The sequence below is a fragment of the Chryseobacterium sp. ZHDP1 genome, from assembly GCF_018603435.1.
GTDB classification, from domain to species: Bacteria; Bacteroidota; Bacteroidia; order Flavobacteriales; family Weeksellaceae; genus Chryseobacterium; species Chryseobacterium indicum.
Genome location: NZ_CP075682.1, coordinates 4,239,796 through 4,261,353, shown reverse-complemented (window position 1 = coordinate 4,261,353; position 21,558 = coordinate 4,239,796). Strand labels below are relative to the sequence as shown.

Genomic DNA, 21,558 nt, shown 5'->3' with positions numbered 1-21,558 from the left:
TACAATTTTTATTTATTAGACATCCGGATTAAAAAGATCAATGCGCGTCCGGAATATCATGTTTATCGGCATATATCAAATTATGGCTGTGTTACGACAAAGAAGTTGCTGTTTGGAGTAAAAGTGTAAGTCTGATTTGTTGATCCTCCAAGTGTTATATTGATTTCCGGATAGTAAGTGCTGCCGTTCGTTAAGTACGCTGCAAAAATATAAGTTCCGGTAATTGTGGTTCCCGATGCATTAATAGACTGTGATGATCCTGAAACACCATTTATATCAAAACTAATAACGGGCGTAGCTCCTGTACCGGTTCTTGTGAAATTATAAGCAATGGAAAATACACGCACTCCGTCACCTTTCGCAGTAAACTTTCCTGTGGCAGTATCAAATTCACTTAAATTGTCTGCGACTTTTCCTCCAAAAGTTTTATTGTTCAAAGTAATCTGCGTGGTAGAAGAAGTTCCGGCAGTAATAACGAAACTCTGTGTTCCTGTATTGGTTGCCGATGCACCCGATTTATCCACTGTAGTAGGTTCCCACTGTGAAGTTGTCCCGTTGTATTTCAGGTATTGTTTATCCGTAGGTACAGCTGTACTTACATTGCTTCCCTGCAATTGGCTGGCATTCCATAAAGGGGCTGTATTATTTACCGTAACCGAAGTGTTTGCTCCGTTTACAACAGCATTTGTTCCGTTGGTAATTGTAACCGGAGCTGTAGCTGTTGAAGAACTTGTACCTGTGTTAAGATTATTTCTGGTTAAGGTTATTGTGGCTGTTCCTGTTGGGGCACTTACTGTGATGGGAGCTGTTGCAGATAAACTCGTAACACCGGTATTGGATAATGTTCCGGAAGATAATCCCAATCCTGAACCCAGGGTAATATCATTCAACTGTCCGTTGGTGTCGGTTCCTAAAATTTTTGCTGCAGTACTTGCTGTAGTGTTAGACACTCTTGCAGTACCTACCACGTCTAATTTTGCAGCAGGCGCAGTGGTACCAATCCCTATATTAGTATCTGTTCCGGAATTCACACCTGTAATCCCTCCCAAAATTAAACTATTGCTTTGTGTTACAGAAGCTTGATAACCTATTGCCGTTGCATTGGTTAAGCCATTGCTTATTGCCGTGGAAGCACCAATTCCTGTATTTCCAGTACCCGTGGTCATGCTCCCTAAAGAAGATTGCCCAATAGCTGTATTGTTTGTTCCCGCCGCTGCGCCTCCAAAGCCTAAAACAGATAAAGAATTTTGTCCTACAGCCACATTTTGACTTCCTGTAATATTATTATTTAATGCAGTATCCCCAAGTGCTACGTTGTTATTTCCCGTTGTATTATTATATAACGTATTTGAACCAACTGCCATATTTCTGGCACCTGTATTGTTTGCTAAAGCAAAAGCCCCTATCGCTGTATTATCAACTGTTGTAACTGTATTTAAAGACATCGCACGAGAACCAAATACTGTATTTCTTGTTCCTGTTGTTATTCCGGTACCTGCGTATGATCCAAACAAAGTGTTGTCATCTCCTGTTGTAATGGAAGATCCCGCATTGTAACCAAAGGTTGTTCTGTGATCAAAACCGGTAGTAGCTGTTAATAGCGTTGGAGTATATTGGATATATCCTGACAATATATTATTTACTTTAAACACTAAGTTTTGTGCATCGGTAGTACCTAGAAAATTCGTGCCGGGTGTAGTTCCTGCATTACCTGCCAAAGACCAAAAATTTCCGTTGTTTACTGTTCCATTGGGTATTTTTACCCAAACCTTATTGCTATCGAAATAGTAATATCCTTCTGAAGTTACGTTTATTGTTTTTGTTGTAGTAGGGTTTGCTGCCGCTGTTGCATACACCAAAGTTCCTATTTGTGGTGTATCGTACAAAGCGTCTTTTGCTTTCAATTCATTTCCTGTAAGACGTGGAGCAAGAATTCCATCCGCAGCATTGGTATCTGTTGGATTTCCTGTAACATCCAGTGTTGCATTGGGTGACGGAGTATTAATCCCAACCTTTCCAAGAGAAGTCTGTGCATTAGCTACAATTCCTGTCATAGATAATACTAATACGAGTACAATTTTTCTATTCATGTTTTTTATGATTTTTCTTTTTTGACCGAAATAATTCAATTAAGATTTAATTAAATCAACATACTGAGTGATGGTATGTCCTGAGATAAATCGTGTGCAAAATTATAGCTTAAGAGTCTCAGAAATAAACAAATGATTCGATAAATTACGATTTTGCACAGTAAATACAAGCAATTAAAAACATGATAATCAATATGTTAATTTTTAAAACCTGTTTTTATATTGTACTCATATTTCAGGAATAAAAAAGAGATTAAAATTCTTCAGTATTCAACAAAATTATAATTAGTGGAATGCATGTTTTTCAGGAATTAATCTTTTTAAAGAAATTTGCGCGATATAAAAATCTACCTTCTCTGCATCACCACCCATTATTAAAATAAGCCTCCCTCATTTCGATCCTCCTTTATTATTTTAGGAAAAAACACAAATTATGGCATATAAGAATATTCATATAGGATCTCTTTTAAAAGAAAGAGTAGAAGAAAGCAATTTGGATATGACAAGAATTACAAGATTTTTTAAATGCAGTGAAGAAGAAATTTTAAATCAGTTTGAAAAAAACGATATCTATTGTGAAGATCTGCTGAAATGGTCTAAATTATTAGAGTATGATTTTTTCAGGATCTATACACAGCATCTAATATTGCATGCTCCACAGAGAAATGTAAATTACAATAAAGTTCCTGCCAAAAAGTCTTCCTTACCGCAGTTCCGGAAAAATATCTATACCAAAGAAATTATTGAATTTATTCTGGAAAAGATCAACAAGGGAAAAATGTCTAAAAATGAAGTAATGGAACAATATAACATTCCTAAAACAACATTATATAAATGGATTTCTAAACATGAGAAAAGTCTCATCAAAAAAAATGATCCTCCATCAACCTAAAAAAATGGAAAATAAAAAGACGGAAAATATAACCCGGTCTCAGCTGAAAGGAAAAAGCAAACAGGAAATCATTCATATTTTAGGAGAAAAAGACGCAGAATATTCTGAAGAAGATCTGTGGATTTATATCGAAAGAAAAAAAATAATGAAGAAAGTTCTGTATGTGTATTTTGAAAATGAAAAGGTAAGTTTTACAGTAGAAAGATATTATTATTGGTATGAAAGAATTAAAAAAACCGAATTATAAAAGAATTTACAATGATCTGTTGTCTGAAAAATATCCCGAGAAAAAGGAAAAATGCACAAAGCTGCTTTCCAAAAAACATCTGTCTTTTGTAGACATTATAAGACTGAATGAGCTTATATTCGGTAAGAACAATGAAGCTTTTAATCAGCAATACCGTTCCTACGACAAAAAAACAATATCTGAGATTCTTGAATATCAAAAAAAGAACAACCTCAACAATACCCAGCTTGCCAGTCATTTTAAAATGAGCAGGAATACCGTTACAAAATGGAAAAAAATCAAGGAAATAAATTTCATCCGATAAAAAATAAAAAAAACACTTCATATATAACAGCGTCCTGATTTGTTGACTAATACATGATTTTTGAAACAACAGGACACATTAATTCAACCTAAAAGTTGCAATTAAAAACAAAAGAGGACTGATCTATTTCAGCCCTCTTTTAATTTGCACCTTATTATAATTTCTTAGCATCACACTATAAATTGATAATTATATTTTTATTTTTTTCAGTTCACTCTGATAGACAATAAATTAAAAGCTAAATCTTTGTGAAATAAATAAAATAAATTTATGACAAAGAAAAAAGTAAAACTTTATGTAGAACAAAGAATACAAAAACTTATAAAGGAAAATAATTTAAAAAAAAGACAAAAAGCAATTACTTTCTCAAGAGTTTTAAAAATTATATGGGAATCTATACAAATTTGCAAATTATTATTTCCTTCTTTTTATGAAAAAGAAGAAAAAATAATTATGGAATATTGCAATGAGAGATTAAAAATAGCTTACAGTTACATTATAACCTTAAACAAATAAAGTAGGTTCTGAATATAGTGAAGAATCTTAATTATTTGATTTTTAGAGATTCTTCGCTGCTCTCAGAATGACAAAAGTCAAATAGTTTGACTTTTGAGACAACCTATTTGACTTTACTTCAAGCGATAAGAACTTCCGTCCCAGACGTAGGTTTTAGTAGCTTTTTTCTTCTTTTCACGGTCTTTTTCATCCTTTTCCATTTCTTCCATTTTAAAGATGAAAGCATTGGGAATTCCGCCTTTGTCATTCGGGAAAACAAATTCTTCAGAATGGTAATAAACATCGGCATCACCAACACTCATTAACTGAGGTAAAGTAATCAGCTTTTTATTTCTAAACAAAATATATTGGTCATAACTAGGAATCCCACAGGCTTCGCCCGAAACAGTGGCTTTTAAAGTCAGTTCAACGTTTTTAAGCTTATGATTACTTTCCGTTGCAAAACTTCCGTAGCTTAAACTTTCTCCCGAACCTGTTTCAAAAGAAACCTCATCAATCAGCGTATTTCCTTCCATAACTTTTACAGAAGCGTAATTCTGCTGAACAGTTGCGTTAAAGCCGGGATCTTTCTTCGCTAATGTTTTGGTGAGACCGAAAAGAAAATCGTAGCCATTCTTATTTCTATAACCAACTGCCAGATTTCCGCCCCAAACATAACCTTCGGAAGTTGTATCCCCTTTCTGGTAAGAAATTTTATACCAGTTCGCTCTTCTTTCGCCCAATTTCAGGATCGTTTCGTCTTTTTTAACAATTAAAATCTGCTGATTGCTCTGAAGAGAATCCAAAACCGGAGAACTGACATTCGGAGACTGTCTGATTCTCGTCCAGTCCGTGAATATTTTCTGTGTTTTATTTTCTTCAAAATCGAAAACTCCGTTTGCATATGCATAATCATCTTCCTGCGCAGAGAAAATCTGAACAATGAATACAAACAGAATGGTGAAAAAGGTTTTCATTAGATTTGGCTAAAACTGAGGTTAAGACTAAGTTAAGATTGAGGTTTAGGCTAAGTGAAAAATGTGATTATTTATTTTTCAAGCAGCAAACTTACCCACTCTTCTCTCTGAAGTTTTTTTGTAAGCGTTAAACCGTTTTCTTTACACACTTCAAGAATATCATCCACATCGAAGAAACACAATCCGGAAAGCAGTAATTTTCCACCTTCATTTAGTACAGAAACATACGTCGGAATGTCTGAAATTAAAATATTTCTATTGATGTTTGCCAAAATAATATCGTAATGTTCTTTGCCTAAATTTTCCGCAGTTCCCAGTTCAATATCCAGTTCCACATTATTTCTTACTGCATTTTCTTTGGAGTTTTCCACCGACCATTCATCAATATCAATCGCTTTGGTTTCTCCAGCTCCGATCTGTTTTGCATAAATTGCCAGAACCGACGTTCCACAACCCATATCCAAAACTTTTTTATCGTTAAAATCAATATCCATCATCTGCTGGATCATCAGATGCGTTGTCGGATGATGCCCTGTTCCGAAAGACATTTTCGGCTGAATAACAATTTCGTGCATTCCCGGAACTGATTCATGGAATTCTGCTCTGATCAGCACTTTATCATCAATATTAATCGGCTCAAAGTTCTTTTCCCACTCTTCATTCCAGTTGATGTTCGGCATTTCCTTAAAAGTATATTCAATTTTTACCTCTTCATTCTGAAAAAGCGGTAACGCTTTCAGCTCTTCTTCATTAAATAAATCTTTCTGAATATATCCTAAAATACCATTGATTTCTTCCGTAAAACTGTCGAAACCTATCTCAATAAGTTCTGCCATTAATATTTCGTTCCACGGCTGAAGCGGTGTAATTTTGAAATCGAATTCTAAATAATTTTGCATGTGAATAATTTGTTGCAAAAATAAAACTACTTTTTTGATTTATTGGAATATTGCTGGTTTTGTTTTTAAGCGATTAGTTTTGTTTTTAACGCAAAGTCCGCGAAGATTTTCTTTTAAAAACTTACTGGATATTTTTAAGTTCGCTAAGGCGTTCCACTTAAATAAGCACGCAAAGCATTTTTTTAACTTATCCTTCAGTTTGCCTGCAAATTCTTAATTCTTCTTAACTGCTTAAATTCTCTTAATGGTTTCTTTTTAAACGCAATAGACGCAAAGGTTTATTGAAATTATTGAAAACATTTTTCGTTCGCAAGGGCGTTTCACTCAGCGAAGGTAATACGCTTAGTTTGTCATTCTGACGAAGGAAGAATCTCTATTTTTTATTTCTGGAATATTGCTGTTCTTATTTTTAACGCGATTAGTTTTGTTTTTAACACAAAGTCCGCGAAGATTTTTCTTTCAAAACTTACTGGGTATTTTTAAGTTCACTAAGGCGTTTGACTACGTCGAATCTTCGATTTCACTTAACCAAGCACACAAAGAGTTTTTTACTACACCCTAATTATTTTTTAAGCTTATTTTTCAGTTTGCCTGCAAAATTCTTAATTCTTCTTAACTGCTTAAATTCTCTTAATGGTTTTCTTTTTAAACGCGATTAGTTTTGTTTTTAACGCAAAGTCCGCGAAGATTTTTTTTTAAACTTACTGCATATTTTTAAGTTCGCTAAGGCGTTCCACTTAACCAAGCACACAAAGAGTTTTTTACTACACCCTAATTAATTTTTAGGGTATCCTTCAGTTTGACTGCAAATTCTTAATCTTTCTTAACTGCTTAAATGATCTTAATGGTTTTCTTTGTCATTCGGACGAAGGAAGAATCTCGACTTCTTACAGAAGAAAAATCTATTGTTTATTGATTAGAGATGCTTCACTTTCACTTCGTTCCAGCTCAGAATGAAAGATTTCCTGCAGAAAAAAAGCGAACCGAAGTCCGCTTTTATGATTGCTTTATATCTTGAGTCTGACAAAATCCAGAACTCAAAACTTTAAACTTTAAACTTTAAATCAATTAAGGATTGGTAGAGAAAATAGAACCGTTTGCGATCAACGCTCTTCTGTTCATTTTTAAAATATCTCTTACCCATTCTGCAAAATCTTCCGGCTGAAGAACTTTATCAGGATTTCCATCTGTTAAACCGCCCTGAATCGACATATCTGAAGCAATCGTGCTCGGTGTTAAGGTAATCACACGAATATTCTGTTTTCTCCATTCTGCCATCATCGACTGAGACAGGGAAACTACCGCTGCTTTTGAGGCTGCGTAAGCCGACATATTCGGTCCGCCTTTCAGACCTGCTGTAGACGCAACGTTTACAATATCTCCCTCTCCTTTTTCTTTCATGAAAGAATAAACTGCTTTTGCTGCATAATATACCCCGAAAAGATTGGTTTTAATCACCTGTTCCCAGGTTTCGGAAGGCATTTCTTCGATAGAACCGAAATCTCCGATCCCCGCGTTGTTAATTAAAATATCAACACCTCCTAACTGCTCCGCAATAGATTCGATTCCTGCTTTCACATGGATTTCATTATCAATACTGAAAACTGCGTAAGCCGATTTTACTCCCAGTTTCTGGATTTCATCGACTACCATTTTAAGGTTTTCTTCATTTCTTCCCGTAATGGCTACGTTTACTCCTTCATTTGCCAAAGCTAAAGCAACTGCTTTTCCCAATCCTCTTCCGCCTCCTGTAACGATGGCATTTTTTCCGTTTATATTCATTTTTAAAGAATTTTTTATTCGTTGATGCAAATTTACGAAACATTAGCCGAGCTAAAAATCCGTATTATGATTAATTTAAAAATAACCGCTTATGTTTAAAGCAAAACCGACTCCAAAATAGAGCCGGTTCCTTTGAAAGTATAGTAATAAATGAAAATTATGGAATTATAATCTGGTTCTGAACGTCAAATTCTTCTGTTGCAGAGAACTGGTTTCCGTACATATCCGTTGCTCTTACCTCAACCTTATGTTTTCCCAAAGCAAGTTTTTTCGGGAAATCTCCAGTCCAGATATGCTTTGAAGCTTCCGGATTGGAAGGTCTTCTTCCGGGGAAAATATTCTGCGTGGTGTCCCATTTGAAAACGGACATCGCAAAACTTGGGTCTACAGTCTCATCATACTGCATTTCTTCCCATTTATCGCCATCAATTCTGTATTCTACCTTGTCTTTTTTGCTTCCCATAAAGAAGTTTGCCAGAACTTTAGCAGACGTTTTTGAAGGGAAAGGAACTACTTTCGGAACATATAAATTGATCTGATAATCTTCCGGTTTTCCGGCAGTTTTATATTTTACTTTGTATTCGTTATCGTTAAAGCTGATGAAAGAATATCCTTTTGCTGTTCCGTCTCTCATCGTGGAAGTCGGCAATCCCAAATCATCCGAAGTTCCGGACCACCAGTCGCCGCAGGTTGTTCCTACATTGTATTCGTGAAGATCTTTAGAACCGTTCCATCCTGCTGTTTTCCCGTAAAAAAGCTGTTGCTGAATATGAGTGTGCGCCGAAAGCAACAAAGCATTTTTAAACGGAGCAAGTTGATCAAACAATTTCTGGCGGTCTGCATTTCTGAAGTTGTCTTCATTTTTATGCTCCAGAGGAATATGGAAAGAAACAACGATCAGTTTATTTTTATCCACCAGCTTCAGATCGTTTTCGATAAACTGCATCTGGTCTTCACGGAAACCTCCCCAATATCCTTTTCCGTCGCGCGGATCGGGATACAAAATATCATCCAGAATAATAAAATGCACATTTCCGTAATTGAAGGAATAATTTGCTGGTCCGAAATTGGATTCAAAAGTCTCATCGGAAAGCATATCTTCTTTCGCTTCGTAATTCATGTCATGATTTCCCATCACGTTATACCAAGGAAGTCCGATTTCTTTCATCACATCTGCGTAAGGTTTTTGCAGGCTCAAATTATCTCCTACCAAATCTCCGAGACTGATTCCTAACACCGCATTTTTCTTCGTGCTTTTTACTTCATTTACAATGGCTCTTTTAAAATAATCCAATTGTTTTTCCGTGTAAGGCTGCGGATCTCCGAAAACCAGAATATCAAAATTTTTGCTTTCATTCTGTTTATTTAAGGCAAAATTAATTTCTTTCGGAAGCTCGCCTGTAGGCGCAGAACCTTTGTATTTAAAATCTGTAGGAGAACCTTTTGGCTTGTACTGATAATAATACTGAGGAAGATTGTTTGCATTTAGAGGAGTCATATAACCGGAAGGTTTGATAACAAAAATGGTCTGTCCGTCCTGAACAGGAAGACTGTATCTTCCGTTTTTATCGGTTAACACAACCTGAGCTCCGTTGGAAACCCCCACTCCTTCAATTCCTTTTTCTTTGTTTTCCTTCTTCAGGTTTTTGTTGCTGTCTTCGTACACATATCCCGAAACAGAAGCCTGTGAAAATGCCATTGCTGAAATTAAAAGACAAGGCATTAAAAATTTTATATTCATTGTAATAATATTTGAATGTAAGTTTTGGCTAAAGCCAATCTGATTATTTTTCTAAAAATCGGGCTAAAGCCCGATCCTGCGGATAAGTTTATGGTTTATTCCACCACATTTTAACATTGATATTGTCTCCACCCATTGCCTGAACTGCTGCATTGTAATTAGCTGTGTTCATTACTTTGGTCTGGGTAGGATACATAAATCTTACCGGCATCTGTCCGTTGTTCTGAAGCCCGCCGTTGTTCGGTAAAACCGGGAATCCTGTTCTCCTGCATTCGTACCATTGCTGATGATCTACAAAAAACAGAGAAATGTATTTCTGAAGCATAATTCTTTCAAAAGTTCCGTTGTAAGCCACATTAGCATTGGTAAAATAATTGGCAGGAACGGTCGCTCCCCATTGTTCAATAATCGATTTTACTCCGTTTTCATAATAAGTCTGGGTATTTCCTGTAATAATTCCTTTGAAAGAAAGCTCTGCAAGGATAAACTGAACCTCAGAATAGGTCATGATTAAATCTTTCAATGGCGCTTTTGCCAGATTCTGGTTGAAATTCGAAGGCTGATAATTGAAAGCACTTCCCAAAGCATATCCTGAAGGAGCACCTTTGTAACCGATGTTTGCATTCGTTGCCAGATCTTTTGCCTGTGTGAAGAACATGCTCATTCTCGGATCATTATTGTTTTTCATGGCATTCACAAAAAATTCTCCTGCGGCACGGTACGCCGTAAAATCCTGCGGTCTTGCGATCGGCGGAAGGTAAGGTGAAATTCCGGAAATCGTTAATAAAGCGCTGTCTGTATTGTTCTGGAAAATAGGATATGTGGTAGGATTGCTTACAATTTCCTGAATTCTTTCATGAACATTTACTTCTCCGTTTCTTTTAAGAATTCTTGTTAACAATCTTAGTGATAAAGAATTACAGAACTTTTTCCAGTTAACGATTCCAGTCACGTTATTATTGGCATTATAGAAAAGATCAGTTTCCGTTAATGTTTTGGTAGTATCGAATAAGCTGTTTGCTGTTTTAAGATCATTTAAAAGCTGAATGTAAATATCTTTCTGGCTGTCGTATTTCGGGGTAATGATTCCCTGATCGATTTTTACCGCTTCAGAAAAAGGCACATCTCCGAAAGCATCGGTAAGATTGGAGTAGATCCACGCATTCAAGACCATGGAAATCGCCAGATAATTGTTGTTCTGCTCTTTTTTGGCAAAAGTTCTCAGGTCATTTACCTGCTTCAGCCATTTGTAAGAGGTATTCCAGACACCGTTTCCGCTTCCTTCCGTCATATAATATCTGCTGTACGTATTTCCTTCATTCGGAAAATCCAGACCGATCTGCATGATATCGAAAGTGAAATCATTGGCTCTGCTGTAACCGTAGTTTGCCATTTCGTACTGAATGGGAGCCAGAAGGCTTCCTACAGACGGATTGAGAATTTTACTGGTATCTGTGTTGATTTCTTCAAAATTTCTGTCGCAAGAATTGAAAATAAAAAGTGAAGCAACCAAAGCTATGTTGATGAATAATTTTTTCATTTTTTAAGATTTAAAATTTAAGATTTAACTGAAATCCAACGGTTCTGGCGGTTGGAAGCTGCCCCATTTCCACTCCGGGAGTAATGGTGGCATTATCTAAAGTGGCTACTTCGGGATCGAACAGCGGGAACTTTGTCCACATCCATAGATTTTTTCCGAAAATAGCTAAGGTAAGATCCTGCAGTCCTAAAGATTTTATGGTTTCTTTCGGGAAAGAATAGGCGATTCTTGCATCTCGCAGTTTGATAAAATCTGTGCTGAATGTATTCGTTTCCACGTTGGCTCTTCTGTAGTATTCTGCATAATAAGCAGATACGGTAACTGCTTTTGTATTCGGACTGTAAGAACCGTCCGGATTCTGCACTACTCCTTCTCCTACGATCATTCCGTTCGGATTGTCTCTTCCCGGAAGTGTAGATTTCAGTTTTCCCTGTTCCGACATTTTGTGATGCGACTGCGAATACGCAACACCACCGTACTGACCGTCGAATGAGAAACTTACGGTGAAATTTTTAATTTTAAAATCATTCTGTAGACCGGCTCTCCATTTCGGGAATGCATTTCCTACTTTTTCTATTTCTGCAGGTCTTAAAGGCAATCCTGCGTTGTCATAAACAACCTGTCCCTGACCGTTTTTTACCAGTTTAAAACCATACATATCGCCCAAAGAACCTCCTACAACGGCTTTATAAAAAACCACTCCTCCCACGGTTGAAATAATTCCGTCGAAACCTTCCGACGTGGTAAGTACTCTGTTTTCGTTGGCAGACCAGTTGGCTCCGATCATCCAGGAGAAGCTTTTGGTTTTAAATGGTGTCGTATTTAAAGATAATTCCAGACCTCTGTTTCGGATTTTCCCTGCGTTGATGATTCTTTGGGAATAACCGCTTTCATAAGGAAGAGAAACCGGAATAATCTGGTTTTCACTCATGTTCTGATACAGCGTGAAATTAAAATTCAATCTGTTCTTTAATACGCTGAAATCCATTCCCGCTTCTACGTTGGCATTTTTTTCAGGCTTAAGATTAGGATTGTTGAAAATATTTCTTGCTACCACACTTCCTGTGATAGAACTGGTATCATAATAAGTATCTAACTGATAAGGAGAGCCGTCGATTCCTACTTTTGCCCACGAAGCTCTCAGTTTCCAGTAATTAAATCGGTCGCTTTTCAGTTTAAAAATTTCTGAAAGAATGAAACTTGTACTTACGGAAGGATAAAAGAATGATCTGTTGGATTTCGGAAGCGTGGAACTCCAGTCGTTTCTTCCGGTAATATCCACAAAGAATTTATTGTCGTATCCTAATGTAACCAAACCATAAACACTGTTTACCTGCTCGTCTCCCGGCTTCGGATATTTTACATCAATTCCAAGCGCATTGGTAAGATTGTATTCTCCGGCAATTTTCAATCCGTTTGCCTGATAATCATTCATCACATACTGATTGTAACGGATGCTTCCTCCGGCTGATGCAGAAATATTGAATTTATTAAAGTTCTGTTTGTACGAAAATAGAATATCGTTGTTGTATTCGTGATTTTTGATGTACTGTTCTCTGTAGAATCCTTTTGCATAATTAGCTGAACTCCACGGACGCTTCGTTGTTCTTTTTTCGTTCAGAACTTCGAGTCCGGATCTCAGCATCAGGCTGAAATTTTTATTGAACTGATAATCTGCCGTAATGTTTCCAAAAATCGTTTTTTTATCCACTCCGTTCAGCATTTCGTAAGCGATGAGATAAGGATTGTCGATAAACGTACTGAAAGGATGAATCTGATCGATCTGAACCTGTCCCGGCTTCCAGATCGGCTGATACCATGCAAGATCCACATTCGGATTCTGGAAGATCATGAAATAGGAAATCGACTGATTATTGTATCCCGTTGCCGGAAGATTGTCACTTGATGTTTTATTGAAAGTAAATTTGGTGGATACTTTTAATTTTTTAGTTAACTGATGCGCGAATGACAAAGCAAAATTCAGTCGGTCAAAACCTGTATTCGGCATCATCCATTCGTTATTAAGATAGGTAAGAGAGGTTCTGAAATTGGTTTTATCATTAGAACTTTCCACCGAAAGACTGTTGGAATACGTAGAACCTGTTCTCCAGAATCCTTTGATGTTGTCTTCATAAGCTCTCCAAAGCTGTCTTTCCTTGCTCTGTCCGCCAACGGCAGGATCATACTGAAAATAATACTGTCCCGCGAATTTCGGTCCGAAAGCACTGCTCGTTCCTCCGGTACTTACACCGTCTGCAGAAGCTCCGTAGGAGTAATAGAACTGCCCTGCTGTATTTTTAGCCAAAGTTCCCTGTCCGTATTCGTACTGCCAATCCGGCCATTTCAGAACCGTATCATAACTTGAATAGGAATTGAAAGTCACCTGAATTTTTCCGTTTTTGCTTTTTCCGGATTTTGTAGTGATCATCAAAGCTCCGTTCGCAGCGCGGGATCCGTATAATGCGGCTGCGGAAGCTCCTTTCAGAACGGTTACCGATTCAATATCATCTGGATTGATGCTGTTCAGTCCGTTTCCTAAATCAATCGGAACATCACCTCCTGAACCAGCTCCGTACGCCGGAGTTCCGGTTCCTGTGGTGGAATTTCCCAGAGGAATTCCGTCTACAACAATTAATGCATAATTATTATCCAATACCATCGACTTTTCGCCTCTTAAAGTAATTCTGGAACTGGCAAGTGGTCCCGCTCCTGCCGTCTGAACTTTCAGTCCGGCAACTTTTCCCTCCATAGACTGAGCCCAGTTGTTGTTCTGGGTTTCTTCAAAAGTGCCGGAATTTACTTTTTCGGCAACATAACCTAAAGATTTGTCCTGTCTTTTAATCCCCAAAGCGGTTACCACCACTTCGTCGATATTTTTAATGGTATCTTTTTTAGCCTTTTGCTGAGCCGCCAGATTTACACTGACAAGTCCTAGTAATGATAAAATGAGTACTTTTTGTGTCTCTTTACGCATATCCTTTTTGTTTGCGCAAAACTAAAACGATATTATGAGTAAGATTTTAATACTATTTTAACATTTATTAAAGAATTATTAAACGCCATATTAACTAAAACTTAACAATATACCATACAAAACTGGTTAATAACAGGTTAAAAGAATGAATAATTTTTAATATTTTCAGGCTGATTTATTTCCTTAATTTTATTGTCTTTTCCTGAGTAAATAAGGGATACCACAAAATTGTCTGAATTTTAAAGGAAACTTTTAAAACAAAAAAGTCTGCCTCAAAAGAGACAGACTTTCTGTATAAAGATGACATGATCTTATTTTTTAAGCTGATCGGGAATATTGGTGGTGATGAAACCGATTCCCTGCTTTTTTAATTCATCGGCAATGGCAACGTCATTCACCGTCCATGCATTGGTGATCAATCCCAAAGCTTTTGCATCTGCAATCCATGTAGGATTTTTCTGGAAAATACTGTAATGATAATCGATCCCATCCAAACCTTCGTCCTTGATCTGCTGCGGAGAAAGCTCTCCTTTAAGATACTGAACTTTAAAAGTCGGTTCCAGCCTTTTAATTTCCTTACAGATATTTAAGCTGAAAGAAATGAAATCGCATTGCGCTCCAAGTTTCATATCCTTGATCATTTTGATGGTTTTCGCCGTCAGTTCATCTTCTTTTTCCTTGGTTTTGTCAGGCTTTATTTCAACCACCAGTTTTAGCGACTTATCTTTTTTACCCTGTTTTAAATAGTCTTTCAGAGTGGGAAAATCTTCACCGTTGGATAATTTTACTTTTTCCAGTTCTTTAAAATCGGTTTCGGAAATTTCCATTTTTGCGTGATGTTCGTCGTGGTTTACCACCAAAACTCCGTCCTTTGTCATTCTCACATCGAATTCAGATCCGTAAATCTTTAAATTCTGTGCATTTTCCAACGATTTCAGAGAGTTCTCTGTCGTGGGCGGCTGCGTCTGCCAATAACCTCTGTGTGCTACGATCTGGGTTTGTGCCTTCATTCCAACTGTGCTTAAAACTGCTAACCCTAAGATAAAATTTTTCATAATATAATTTGAATAGTATTCGAAAGTCTTTCAACTTTCAGATAAAGGTATATAAATTTATTTAAGTGAATCGTCAATTGTGAATCCATCGCTTTCAATGATCAGTTCTTTAAAATTAACAATTGACTTGCAAAGCAAAATTGACCATTCATATTTTTTACATTAAACTTGTTTAAACTTTTTTACCGCAAAAGATGCAAAAGATTGTAACACTTTAGTTATTTAAGTTGAATACTTAAATGTAAAAAGAGCACATAAGTTAAAAAAATCAAAGATTTTTCTCTTTGCAGACTTTTGAAATACTTTAAATAAATCCAACAAAGTCTTTTGTCTCTTTTGCGGTTACATTTAAAATGAGTTTAAACTTATTTTTAGATTAGAAAGAATATTTCGCTCCGATCTGGATCTGATAAGGATTTCCGGAAAGTGGCTCCAGTCCACTTGTATTCAGACTGTACTTAAACTGTTTTGTTGCCTGATCAAATCCTGTAATTCTGTACAGCGCTGTATTTCCGTAGGATTTATTAACGCCCCATTCTTTGTTAAGCAAATTGGCAACATTGAAAATATCCACAGAAAGTTCAAAAGCTCCGATTTTTTCAAATTTGATTTTCTTTGCTACACGAACATCCCAAACTCCGTAGAAACCGTTCTTCCCACCATTTCTTTCTGCAACTTTGTTGTTGTAATCTGTAATGTAGTTCTTTAAAGCCTGTCCCACTTCAGGATTATCAACTAAAGTCTGCGTAAGATTCGGGAAAATGTAAGCTAAATCGTTCGTGTCTACGAAATCTCCGTTTACGTTTCCGCCTGCCGTTACAGAGAAACGCGTTCCGCCGATTCCTGCGTAACGGATTCCTAGAGTAAATCCTGCAATTGTTGGTGAGTTCCCGTAAATCACGACTTTGTTTCTGAACTGGTTATCCGAATACGACATTCTCAAGTTTCTCGGATCTCCTGAAACCATGGTAGACAAGGTTGCAGAGTTCGCTACGTTTCCGTTGTACGAAGTATTATCTTTGATGTCTGCCCAAGTGTAACTTGCTGTAATTTCTCCGTCTTTCCAGTAACGGTAACTTGTGTCTAATACGAATGAAAACTGATTGACTTTTCCATCGCTTACCAATTCCAGAACTCTTCCGAAATTTTTGTTGATTCTTCCGTCTTTCCAGTTCAGTGTTCCGTTGGCTGCGATCGTTGCTGCAGGAACAAAAACCCCTCTTCCGCCTTCATTATCCAGCGTAAAATAAGGATTTGCCACCATATTTCTGTCGTAGTAGAAATAGTTGTTTCTTCCCAGCGTCATATAACCCGCAACTCCCGCTCTGAATCTCTCGTTGAAGAAATGCGTATAAGAAACATTAGCTTTGTAAACCACCGGAATTTTTGCATCTTTTCCTGTGTAGTTAATTGTCGGAAGCTGATACTGCGCTAAAGTAGGAACCGTTCCGTAATCGTTTCTGTAGCTGATGAAATCCGGCTTCAGACCAATCTGAGAAGGATTTACATCCACTGTTGCCAAATGTCTTCCGTCAAATACCAGATTATTGATAATCATATAGTTGTTGATATCTGAAGAGAAGATTCCAGCCCCAAATTTCAGGAAGTCTTTATTTCCTTCATTAATATTCCAATCGAACTGGAATCTTGGCTGAATGATGAATGATTTGATCTGATTATCTGTCCGGATTCCCATTTCATCATACAATTTCTGGTTGAATCCTGCTTTCGGATAACCACCATAATCCAATCTTAAACCCGCCATTAAATCCAGACCTTTTGCAATTTTTGTCTGAATCTGTCCGTAAACTCCCAAATTATAAATATTGGACTTTACAGAAGGATCCTGCATTAAAGGAACTTCTCTGTAAAATCTGTACGCCACAAGATTATTGAAATTAAATAAATTATCTCCTCCGTTCACAGTAGGATTCTCCCTGAAGTGGAATCTTCCGTTCACTTCACTTCCGTACAACGATTTTGCCATCGTGTACATTAAATCTGCTCCGAAGGTATATTTGATTTTATCCGTATTGTAATATAAATTGTCTACGATCTGGAAAACATTATTTCTGAAACTTTCCTGCGCAAAACGGTGACCTCCGATCTGAATATTGGTTGCCTTATCTTTTCCGTCGATATTGGTTACGATATTTTCGACAATGGCTCTCGGAACGGGATGACCAAGCTGATCGTTCTGATAACTGTCCTGAAACGTGTAAAGATACTGCGCCTTCAGTTCGTTTGTCATATTCGGTTTTAAGTTGGATCTTAAAGTCAACAATAAGCTGTTATCCAGATTTTTATCATTTCCATACGATTCAAAAGCGTTGATCGCTGTGTTGTCTCCCAAACCGTTTTTATTGAGATCGTAGGTGAAGTTATTTCTTAAAGTCAATAAGTTCTTATCGTTAATCTGCCAGTCTAAACGCAAAAATCCGGCATCAGAATTTCTCACTTTATCAAAACTTCCGAACTGCGGTGTATTTCCAACGCCATATTTAGCTCTTGCAATATCAAGGAACTTATTTAAAGTGGCTGTTGTCGTATTCAGTCTCAGTTCATCGTCATGAGATTTAATATCAGCAATCTGCAACGGTCTTGAATCCAACTGGTGATCCCAAGCAATGAAGAAATGCAGTTTGTTCTTAATGATCGGGCCGCCCAAAGAGAATCCAAACTGAGAAGTGGAAAAATCGTTGTTGATTTTATTTCCTCTGATGTCGTATTTGCTGGAAAGCCAGTTTGTTCTTAAATATTCCCATGCACTTCCAGAGAATTTATTCGTTCCGGATTTTGTAACCGCACTCACGGTTCCGCCTCCGCTTCTTCCTAATGTTACATCATATTGATTGGTGGTTACTTTAAATTCACGAACCGCTTCGATGGAAATAGAAAACGGTGCATTACTTCTGCTTGTCGTAGATCCTGCAGAAGTAGGATTTTTAGCCGTCATTCCGTCGATGGTAAAATTCGTGGAAGAACCCAACTGTCCGGAAATACTTCCGCTTTTACCGCTCAACGGTGAAAGTTCAGCAAGATTGTTGAAGTTTCTTCCGTTTACAGGCAAAATTCCGATATTTTTCGTCGTGATGGCTGTTGCCGCACCTAAATTCCCGATTTTGTTTTTCAAATTTCCGGTAACAACCACTTCTTCAATGCTTTTCTCGCTTCCCAGATCTACGTTTACCGTTACCTGATCTCCAAAATTTACATTGTAACCTTCTCTTTTTTCATCATTTACGAATACCGTGTAAGGTCCGCCCAAAGGAATTTCTTTGAAAATATATTCTCCTTTCGAATTGGTTTCCGTTTCCGTTTTGAAACCTGTCGATTCATTTACAATGGTTACTTTTACCTTTTCCTGCGGAGCTTTTCCGGTTCCGGTAACTTTTCCTACAATGGAAGCCTGAGTGGTCTGCGCATACGCAAGAGTTCCGAAACTCAGAAACAATAATCCCAATACAATCTTTACTTTTTTCATATTTACAAATTAGCTTTGCAAATGTATTTTGACTTTCAGAATCCTCTGTTTAAGGGAGTTTTAACATTTTTTAAATTATATCGGAACATTATATTAAATAAATTTTAACGCCGAATTTATCTGGTGGATAATCAGTTGGTTGAAATATGTTACAACTTTTTAATTTTCTCAGAATATTTAATTCCCTTATTTTTTAAATTGGAATTTCTTTTATTTATTTTTGCTGAAAAAGATAGAAACCCGATGTCCGAAAACATACAACAGAAAATAGAAGATCTGCGAAAAGAGCTTCATCAGCACAACGAAAATTATTATCTCCTTGATACTCCGACGATTTCGGATTATGATTTTGATATGCTGCTGGAAGAACTTCGTGATCTGGAAACCCAATATCCCGAATTTTATGATGAAAACTCTCCTACCGTTCGTGTCGGCGGAGGAATTACCAAAGTCTTTCCTACGGTTCAGCATAAATTCAGAATGTATTCTCTGGATAATTCCTATGATTTTGATGATCTTGAAGACTGGGAAAAAAGAATTATCAAAACCATTGATGAACCGGTAGAATTTGTTGCCGAACTGAAATATGACGGTGCTTCGATCTCCATTCTGTATGAAAACGGAAAACTGGTTCAGGCAGTAACTCGCGGTGACGGTTTTCAGGGTGATGAAATTACGGCAAACGTTCGTACCATTTCGGATATTCCTCTGAAACTGAAAGGTGATTTCCCTGAACATTTCTTTATGCGCGGAGAAATTTATTTAACCCGGAAAAATTTCGATAAAATCAATAAACAGCGTGAGGAAGAAGGTCTTGATCCTTTCATGAATCCCAGAAATACGGCAAGCGGAAGTCTGAAAATGCAGGACAGCGGCGAAGTGAGAAAACGTGGGCTTTCATCGGTTCTGTATCAGTTTATTTCAGAAGATATTCCTGCAGCATCGCATTGGGAACTGCTTCAGAAAGCACAAAGCTGGGGTTTCAAAACTTCTCAGCAGGCAAAATTGTGTACCTCTTTGGATGAGGTGAAGGAATTCATTAATTTCTGGGATGCTGAACGTCATAATTTACCGTTTGAAATTGACGGTATCGTTTTAAAAGTCAACTCTTTAAAACAGCAGAGACAGCTTGGATATACCGCAAAATCTCCACGCTGGGCAATGGCTTATAAATTTAAGGCTGAAAAAGTGGAAACCGAACTGCAAAGCGTTTCCTATCAGGTCGGAAGAACAGGAGCCATTACTCCGGTTGCGAATCTGAAGCCTGTTTTATTAGCCGGAACGATCGTAAAGAGAGCTTCACTTCACAATGAAGATATTATTAAGAAACTTGATCTTCATGAAAATGATTTCGTTTATGTAGAAAAAGGCGGTGAAATTATCCCGAAAATTGTTGGCGTCAATACCGAAAAAAGAACGGAAGAAAGCAAGGAAATTGAATACATCAAAAATTGTCCGGAATGCGGAACTGAACTTGTAAAAATCGAGGATCAGGCAATTCATTTCTGTCCGAATGACCTTCACTGTCCGCCACAGGTTGTAGGAAGAATGATCCATTATGTTTCGAGAAAAGCTTTAAATATTGATAATCTGGGAAGTGAGACTATTGAGCAGCTTTACAGGGAACGACTGATTGAAAATCCTGCAGATTTTTATGTTTTAACGAAGGAACAGCTTCTCCCGCTTGAAAGAATGGCAGAAAAATCGGCACAGAACATCATTTCAGGGATCGAAAAATCCAAAGAAATTCCGTTTGAAAAAGTGCTGTACGGAATCGGGATAAAACACGTCGGAGAAACAGTTGCCAAAAAACTGGTTAAAAATTTCCCGACCATCGAAGATCTGAAAAATGCAACGGTGGAAGAGCTTTGCCAAGTAGAAGACATCGGAACCAAAATCGCGGTAAGCATTGTAGAGTTCTTTGCAAATTCCGAAAATATTTTGATGATCGAAAGGTTAAAATCTTACGGAGTACAGCTTGAAAAAGGCGAAAGTACAAACGAAGTTTTATCCAATGTTTTGGAAGGCAAAACATTCCTTTTTACAGGAAAATTATCATTATTTACCAGAGAAGCGGCGGAAGAAATGGTGGAAAAACACGGCGGAAAAAATATTTCGGCAGTATCCAAAAACCTTAATTTCCTTGTCGTTGGCGAAAAAGCAGGAAGCAAACTGAAAAAAGCACAGGATATCGGAACAATTGAAATTCTGGATGAACAGCAGTTTCTGGATTTGGTAGAAAAATAATTTTGCTTTAAATAATTACCAAAGACTGTCTTTCAAAGGCAGTCTTTTTTTAGCTATGTTCCAAAATATACAGAGCATCCGAAATTTCGCTTGCAAATCTTTCATCCGTCTTTCCGAAATAATAAAAACCTTCTTCAAGACTCTTCGCATTTTCCTTGATCCATTTCAGAAATTTTTCATGATCTAATTCATCGAAATATTTATTTTTATTTTTTTCGTTGACAAAATCCTGATAATAATACCGCATAAAATCCACATAAATCATAAAGCTGTTTTGGGCAATATCCACTTTCCAGTATGCTAGTAATCTTTCGATTTCACCTGTCATATTATAGATTCCGAAAAACAAATCATCATCAAAAAAATTTCTATTTTCTAAGAAACACTTCCACCATTCTAAAAGAAAAGCGATAACGGCTTCTTTTTCAGCATTATCCCAGATTTCCCATTTTCCGTACTTCAGCTTTCCGAAAATACCAAACGGATGGATTCCCAGATCATGATCAATGCAAAGTTCCAGTATTCTCGGCAGGAAATGTTTAAAATCATCCACATTTCCCCACGTTGTCATTGCTTTGAAAGCATATCGGGAAAGATCCTCTTCTTCGAGTTCTCTGAGTTCCTTACTGTGAATTTTCTCTTTGTCACGATCCGAAACACAACAGGGGCATCCCTCTATGACAGACCGGATTTCATATTTTGAAAAAACAGAATACAGGTTTTCAATCGACTTTTTCAGACTTTCATTCAAGGTTGTAGCATTTTACGATACAATATACCTCATTTGGATTTTTATCAAAAGAATTATTGTAATTTTATTTAGTAAAATCT

At 37.0% G+C, this 21,558-nt stretch carries 15 protein-coding genes; 5 read left to right on the top strand and 10 right to left on the bottom strand.

The genetic code is table 11. From position 1 onward, the window contains the following. Nucleotides 1-80: 80 nt before the first annotated feature. Complete coding sequence (locus tag KKI44_RS19685) at nt 81-2,090, bottom strand: beta strand repeat-containing protein (RefSeq protein WP_214588855.1); 2,010 nt, start codon at nt 2,088-2,090, stop codon at nt 81-83. Nucleotides 2,091-2,523: 433 nt separating this feature from the next. Here KKI44_RS19685 and KKI44_RS19680 point away from each other — a divergent pair, with 433 nt between their 5' ends. The 4 genes from KKI44_RS19680 to KKI44_RS19665 all read left to right on the top strand — a co-directional run bounded on the left by KKI44_RS19680 (nt 2,524) and on the right by KKI44_RS19665 (nt 4,049). Next, the gene (locus tag KKI44_RS19680; RefSeq protein WP_214588854.1) at nt 2,524-2,982 is read left to right on the top strand and encodes a transposase; all 459 of its coding nucleotides are present in this window, start codon (nt 2,524-2,526) and stop codon (nt 2,980-2,982) included. A 4-nt stretch (nt 2,983-2,986) separates the two neighbouring features. Next, nucleotides 2,987-3,229, top strand: coding sequence for a hypothetical protein (locus KKI44_RS19675; protein WP_214588853.1), 243 nt, complete (start codon nt 2,987-2,989; stop codon nt 3,227-3,229). Then, the gene (locus tag KKI44_RS19670) at nt 3,201-3,533 is read left to right on the top strand and encodes a helix-turn-helix domain-containing protein (protein ID WP_214588852.1); all 333 of its coding nucleotides are present in this window, start codon (nt 3,201-3,203) and stop codon (nt 3,531-3,533) included. The genes KKI44_RS19675 and KKI44_RS19670 overlap by 29 nt, the downstream gene beginning before the upstream one ends. A 270-nt stretch (nt 3,534-3,803) precedes the next feature. Next, nucleotides 3,804-4,049: a hypothetical protein gene (locus KKI44_RS19665; RefSeq protein ID WP_214588851.1), complete on the top strand. Its 246-nt coding sequence runs from the start codon at nt 3,804-3,806 to the stop codon at nt 4,047-4,049. A gap of 113 nt (nt 4,050-4,162) precedes the next feature. Here the strand turns inward: KKI44_RS19665 and KKI44_RS19660 are convergent, their stop codons facing one another. From KKI44_RS19660 to KKI44_RS19625, 8 genes are all read right to left on the bottom strand, one after another. Then, on the bottom strand, nt 4,163-5,005 hold the full coding sequence (locus KKI44_RS19660; protein ID WP_214588850.1) for an SH3 domain-containing protein: 843 nt from the start codon (nt 5,003-5,005) through the stop codon (nt 4,163-4,165). A gap of 71 nt (nt 5,006-5,076) precedes the next feature. Next, nucleotides 5,077-5,904 carry a 50S ribosomal protein L11 methyltransferase gene (prmA, locus tag KKI44_RS19655; RefSeq protein ID WP_214588849.1) on the bottom strand — a complete coding sequence of 276 codons (828 nt, stop codon included), beginning with the start codon at nt 5,902-5,904 and terminating at the stop codon, nt 5,077-5,079. Nucleotides 5,905-6,972: 1,068 nt separating this feature from the next. Then, on the bottom strand, nt 6,973-7,686 hold the full coding sequence (locus KKI44_RS19650; RefSeq protein ID WP_214588848.1) for a 3-ketoacyl-ACP reductase: 714 nt from the start codon (nt 7,684-7,686) through the stop codon (nt 6,973-6,975). Nucleotides 7,687-7,843: 157 nt separating this feature from the next. Beyond that, a complete protein-coding gene (locus tag KKI44_RS19645; protein ID WP_250902103.1) occupies nt 7,844-9,427 on the bottom strand; it encodes a calcineurin-like phosphoesterase C-terminal domain-containing protein in 1,584 nt (527 codons plus the stop codon). Nucleotides 9,428-9,515: 88 nt separating this feature from the next. Continuing rightward, nucleotides 9,516-10,967, bottom strand: a complete 1,452-nt coding sequence (locus tag KKI44_RS19640; protein WP_214588847.1) for a SusD/RagB family nutrient-binding outer membrane lipoprotein — start codon at nt 10,965-10,967, stop codon at nt 9,516-9,518. A gap of 10 nt (nt 10,968-10,977) precedes the next feature. Next, complete coding sequence (locus KKI44_RS19635; RefSeq protein ID WP_214588846.1) at nt 10,978-13,941, bottom strand: SusC/RagA family TonB-linked outer membrane protein; 2,964 nt, start codon at nt 13,939-13,941, stop codon at nt 10,978-10,980. 311 nt (nt 13,942-14,252) lie between these two features. Next, nucleotides 14,253-14,996: a glycerophosphodiester phosphodiesterase family protein gene (locus KKI44_RS19630; RefSeq protein WP_214588845.1), complete on the bottom strand. Its 744-nt coding sequence runs from the start codon at nt 14,994-14,996 to the stop codon at nt 14,253-14,255. A 376-nt stretch (nt 14,997-15,372) separates the two neighbouring features. Continuing rightward, nucleotides 15,373-18,480: a TonB-dependent receptor gene (locus KKI44_RS19625; RefSeq protein ID WP_214588844.1), complete on the bottom strand. Its 3,108-nt coding sequence runs from the start codon at nt 18,478-18,480 to the stop codon at nt 15,373-15,375. Nucleotides 18,481-18,723: 243 nt separating this feature from the next. On the opposite strand from KKI44_RS19625, the gene ligA reads away from it, so the two are divergent. Then, complete coding sequence (gene ligA, locus KKI44_RS19620) at nt 18,724-20,727, top strand: NAD-dependent DNA ligase LigA (protein ID WP_214588843.1); 2,004 nt, start codon at nt 18,724-18,726, stop codon at nt 20,725-20,727. A 49-nt stretch (nt 20,728-20,776) separates the two neighbouring features. Here the strand turns inward: ligA and KKI44_RS19615 are convergent, their stop codons facing one another. Then, nucleotides 20,777-21,478, bottom strand: coding sequence for a hypothetical protein (locus KKI44_RS19615; protein ID WP_214588842.1), 702 nt, complete (start codon nt 21,476-21,478; stop codon nt 20,777-20,779). Nucleotides 21,479-21,558 lie beyond the last annotated feature (80 nt).

Bases quoted from the DNA above. Each gene is read 5' to 3' on its own strand.
- ligA (WP_214588843.1), top strand. From the start codon at position 18,724: ATGTCCGAAAACATACAACAGAAAATAGAAGATCTGCGAAAAGAGCTT.
- KKI44_RS19665 (WP_214588851.1), top strand. From the start codon at position 3,804: ATGACAAAGAAAAAAGTAAAACTTTATGTAGAACAAAGAATACAAAAA.
- KKI44_RS19685 (WP_214588855.1), bottom strand. From the start codon at position 2,090: ATGAATAGAAAAATTGTACTCGTATTAGTATTATCTATGACAGGAATT.
- KKI44_RS19625 (WP_214588844.1), bottom strand. From the start codon at position 18,480: ATGAAAAAAGTAAAGATTGTATTGGGATTATTGTTTCTGAGTTTCGGA.
- KKI44_RS19650 (WP_214588848.1), bottom strand. From the start codon at position 7,686: ATGAATATAAACGGAAAAAATGCCATCGTTACAGGAGGCGGAAGAGGA.
- KKI44_RS19680 (WP_214588854.1), top strand. From the start codon at position 2,524: ATGGCATATAAGAATATTCATATAGGATCTCTTTTAAAAGAAAGAGTA.
- KKI44_RS19660 (WP_214588850.1), bottom strand. From the start codon at position 5,005: ATGAAAACCTTTTTCACCATTCTGTTTGTATTCATTGTTCAGATTTTC.
- prmA (WP_214588849.1), bottom strand. From the start codon at position 5,904: ATGCAAAATTATTTAGAATTCGATTTCAAAATTACACCGCTTCAGCCG.
- KKI44_RS19670 (WP_214588852.1), top strand. From the start codon at position 3,201: ATGAAAGAATTAAAAAAACCGAATTATAAAAGAATTTACAATGATCTG.
- KKI44_RS19630 (WP_214588845.1), bottom strand. From the start codon at position 14,996: ATGAAAAATTTTATCTTAGGGTTAGCAGTTTTAAGCACAGTTGGAATG.
- KKI44_RS19640 (WP_214588847.1), bottom strand. From the start codon at position 10,967: ATGAAAAAATTATTCATCAACATAGCTTTGGTTGCTTCACTTTTTATT.
- KKI44_RS19635 (WP_214588846.1), bottom strand. From the start codon at position 13,941: ATGCGTAAAGAGACACAAAAAGTACTCATTTTATCATTACTAGGACTT.
- KKI44_RS19645 (WP_250902103.1), bottom strand. From the start codon at position 9,427: ATGAATATAAAATTTTTAATGCCTTGTCTTTTAATTTCAGCAATGGCA.
- KKI44_RS19675 (WP_214588853.1), top strand. From the start codon at position 2,987: ATGGAAAATAAAAAGACGGAAAATATAACCCGGTCTCAGCTGAAAGGA.